The organism is Cetobacterium sp., assembly GCF_048470075.1.
Classification (GTDB): Bacteria; Fusobacteriota; Fusobacteriia; order Fusobacteriales; family Fusobacteriaceae; genus Cetobacterium_A.
Map to the genome: position 1 here is coordinate 1 of NZ_DBGBQB010000242.1, position 4,005 is coordinate 4,005.

Annotated in this window: 3 protein-coding genes; all 3 read right to left on the reverse strand. The window is 29.8% G+C overall.

The genetic code is table 11. The annotated features are described in order from the left end of the window. Positions 1–1,356: DUF4080 domain-containing protein (locus tag ACMOUI_RS08490; protein WP_418965292.1), on the reverse strand; the 1,356-nt coding region annotated here is incomplete at its 3' end. A gap of 16 nt (positions 1,357–1,372) precedes the next feature. Continuing rightward, a complete protein-coding gene (gene mltG / locus ACMOUI_RS08495; protein WP_418965293.1) occupies positions 1,373–2,329 on the reverse strand; it encodes an endolytic transglycosylase MltG in 957 nt (318 codons plus the stop codon). A 77-nt stretch (positions 2,330–2,406) separates the two neighbouring features. Beyond that, positions 2,407–3,993, reverse strand: coding sequence for a DEAD/DEAH box helicase (locus ACMOUI_RS08500; RefSeq protein WP_418965294.1), 1,587 nt, complete (start codon positions 3,991–3,993; stop codon positions 2,407–2,409). Between the last annotated feature and the right edge of the window lie 12 nt (positions 3,994–4,005).

Genomic DNA, 4,005 nt, shown 5'->3' on the forward strand with positions numbered 1-4,005 from the left:
GTCAAACATAGCTACTACTTTATGTCCAATACCCAATAGATTATTTCTATTGTAATATTTTGCTATATCCTCAAATAGATCAAAAGGTCTTTTATAATAGTTCTCTACTATATATTTTATTGAGTGTTTAAATTTTTCTGAATTATAGTAGTAATCTAACATTTTTTCAATATTTTTTAATTTTACCAACTCTTCATATTTTATAAAGCAATTTGAAAGTACCTCATAAGGTGGAAACTCAATATATTTATAGTCATATTTTTCAATCTCCCTTGAGATCTTTGTTCCACTTAATATCTTCAAAAATCCAAGTTGAATCATCTCAGAATCTAAATCATATACATAGTCAAAAGAGTCTTTAAAACTTTCATATGTATCATATGGTAACCCTGCTATTAAGTCCACATGTAGATGGATATTTTTAGATATTGCCTTAATATTATTCTTTAATCTCTCCAATAGGTTTCTTCTATTTATACTATCCATAGTTTCTTTATTTATACTTTGAACACCTATTTCAAATTGAAAATATCCCTCTGGAACTTTTTTTAAAAATTCAATAATCTCTTCATCAAAAATATTTGCATTTATTTCAAAATGGAATGTTATTCCCTCTCTATAATTTTCTAGTAGATACTCCCAAATTCCAAGATATCTATCTTTTTTTAAGTTGTATGTTCTATCTACAAATTTTAGTAGTTCCACACCTGAATCTAAGAATTTTTTTAAATCTTTTTTTACTCTATCTAGAGATAGATATCTCACTCCCTTATCTATTGATGATAAGCAGTATGAGCAACTAAACGGACAACCTCTACTAGATTCATAATATAAGATTTTTATATTCTCCTTTAACTCCTTTTCGCTGTAAGGAAAAGGTATTATATCTAAGTTTTCTATTGGATACTCATCTCCAATATATATGTATTCTCCATCTCTTAATGTGGCAACACCTCTTTGAATCTTATCCTCATTGGTCAAAAAGTTTAAAATAACTTTCTCGCCCTCTCCAACTAATATAAAATCAATTGAACTATTTTCCATCAGGGATTCTTTTGCATTATAGCTAACCTCAGGACCTCCCAATGTTATTGTTATGCTAGGCATAATTTTTTTTAACTCTTTTATTATTCTAAATACATACTCTTTATTCCAGATATAAGTTGAAAATATATAGTGGTTGGCATTTAGATTAAATAGATCTGTTATTATACTCTGAATTTGATTGTTTATATTCGTTTCATATATATCTATTTTTAAATCACTATATTTTTCTACATAACTTTTTAAATATCTAATTGCTAAATTAGTATGAATAAATTGACTATTTATACCAACTAAAACTGTTTTTTCCATAATACTACTCTCCTAATCAGTTCTTACTTTTCTTTTGAATCTCTAGATGCTCTTTATATGTTTTTGTAAATGTGTGTTTTCCATTACTAGTTACTACAAAAAATAGATAATCTGTATTGGCTGGCTTTAAGGCTGCCATAACAGAGTTATAATCTGGATTGGATATAGGTGCCGGCGGTAGCCCTTTGTACATATAGGTATTATATGGTGAATCTATTTTTAAATCTTTATAGTACATCCTTCTTTTACTGTAGTCATAGGCATAGTTTACCGTCGCATCTGAGCCTAAATTCATCCCTTTTTTTAAACGATTGTAGAAAACTGAGGCCATCAATGGTTTTTCCTCTTTTAATTGTGCCTCTCTTTCAATAATTGAAGCCATAATTAACTGCTCATAAAATCTTTTTTTATCCGGATACTGCTCAGGAGGAAATCTCTTAATAAACTCTTTTGTCATAGCCTTTACAATCTCAGTCTCATTTGTATCAACTGAAAGATAGTAAGTTTCAGGATATAAATACCCTTCAAAATTTCCATTTGGTGTCAAATAAGGAAAATCCTTTATATTTGCCAAGGCTTTTTTTAAACCATCCTCTGTTCCAATACCTCTATCTTGTAGGAGTTTTCCAATCTCTTTTATTGAATACCCCTCTGGAATCGTTAAAATAGTATACTTAACTTTCCCCTCTTCCATCATTTGAAGTATGTCCGCATAGGAGTATTTTCCATTGAATTCATAAAATCCAGCCTTAATATTTTTTCCTGAATTTTTCTCATATTTTAAAAATATCTTAAAAATTAGTGAATCTTCAATACCCAATTTATTAAAAACGCTATTTAAACTCATTCCCTGTTTTAGATTTACTTGTATGTTATAATCTTTTTTCTCTGCAACTTTTATTGAATAAAATTTAAAAAGAGCCGTAGGTATCGCTAATATCAAAAATAACAATATCAAGATTTTCTTTTTCATAACACTCTCCCATTTTTATGTTGAAAAAAGCTGTACTTTGGTTTCCCTAGTTACAGCTTTTTTATTTTTTTATTCAATTACTTTCTTGATTGTTTTGCTTTCTCGATTAAAGGTTTTCTTCCTTTTCTATCTCTTTGGAAAACATCAATTATAGTCTCTGCCTCTACAAATGGAACAGAAACAAATGAGAAGTTTTCATATACTTCTACACCTTTTAATTTTGACTCATGAACTTTAGCTTTTTTAGATATTAAATCAACTAATTTTCTTGGTGTCATTTTATCTTTTTTACCAAGAGCGATAAACAGTCTTGTCTTACCTGTTTTTTCGATTGAAACGCTCTCTATATCAGAGTAGTTAGTCTCTTCTAACTCTTCATCATAACAATTTTTTAATATAGCAGCTATTATCTCTATTGGAGTGGCTTCTTGACTTAATAACTCCTTTGCCATATCGTAATATGACTCAGCATCTCCATTTGATATGATATCCTTTACTCCATCAAATAATCTTGTCTTTTTAGCTAAGATTACATCTTTCACTCCAGGAACTTGCTCTTTTTTGATCTCTGTCTTTGTTATTCTCTGAATTTGAAGTAACTTTCTATACTCAGATGGAGTTATGAAAGTTATAGCAGTTCCTTGCTTACCTGCTCTTCCTGTTCTACCGATTCTATGTACATAACTCTCTGCCTCTTGAGGAATTGCATAGTTTATAACATGAGAAAGATCATTTACGTCTATTCCTCTTGCCGCTACGTCTGTTGCAATAAGAATGTTTAAGTTTTTATTTTTAAATCTTCTTAAAGTAACCTCTCTATGATTTTGGCTGATATCTCCGTGTAGTCCTTCAACATCATAACCTCTATCTTGTAGCTTTCCTACAAGTTCATTTACATCATTTTTAGTTCTACAGAACACTATTCCATAGAAATCTAATTCGATATCAATTATTCTGCAAAGTGCTTCAAATTTATCTTTCTCTTTTACTTCAAAGTAAATTTGCTCTGTTAAGTTTGTTGTTAACTCTTTCTTCTTAACTGCTAATACTTCATGCTCTCTCATATGAGATTTAGCTATTTTTAAGATTTCTGATGGCATAGTTGCTGAGAAAAATAACATTCTTTTATCCTCATTAGTTTGAGTTAAAATCTGTTCTATATCCTCAACGAATCCCATATTTAACATCTCATCAGCTTCATCTAATATGAAGTAATCGATATTGTTAAGTTTTAAAACTTGTCTGTTCATTAAATCCATTACTCTTCCAGGAGTACCAACAACTATATCAACACCTTTATTAAGTTGTCTTTTTTGTTGCTCTAATGATTGTCCTCCATAAACTGGAATTATTTTTAATCTTCTTCCGTGTGCTAAAGAGTTCATCTCTTCAGCTACTTGAACTGCTAACTCTCTTGTTGGTGCCAATATTATAGCCTGTACATACCCTGTACTCTTCTCTATTTTTTCAAGAATTGGTAAAGAGAAAGCTGCTGTTTTCCCTGTTCCTGTTTGTGCTTGACCAATTATGTCTTTGTCTCCGTTTAATAATGCTGGTATAGTTAAAGCCTGTATCGGACTTGGCTGTTCAAAACCTTTTTTTTCTAGAGGCTTTAAAGTTTTTTCAGTTAAACCTAAATCTCTAAATGTTAATATTTTTTCCATATTCACTTCCTT

Coding starts and splice junctions, on each gene's coding strand:
- ACMOUI_RS08500 (WP_418965294.1), bottom strand. CDS start 3,993: ATGGAAAAAATATTAACATTTAGAGATTTAGGTTTAACTGAAAAAACT.
- mltG (WP_418965293.1), bottom strand. CDS start 2,329: ATGAAAAAGAAAATCTTGATATTGTTATTTTTGATATTAGCGATACCT.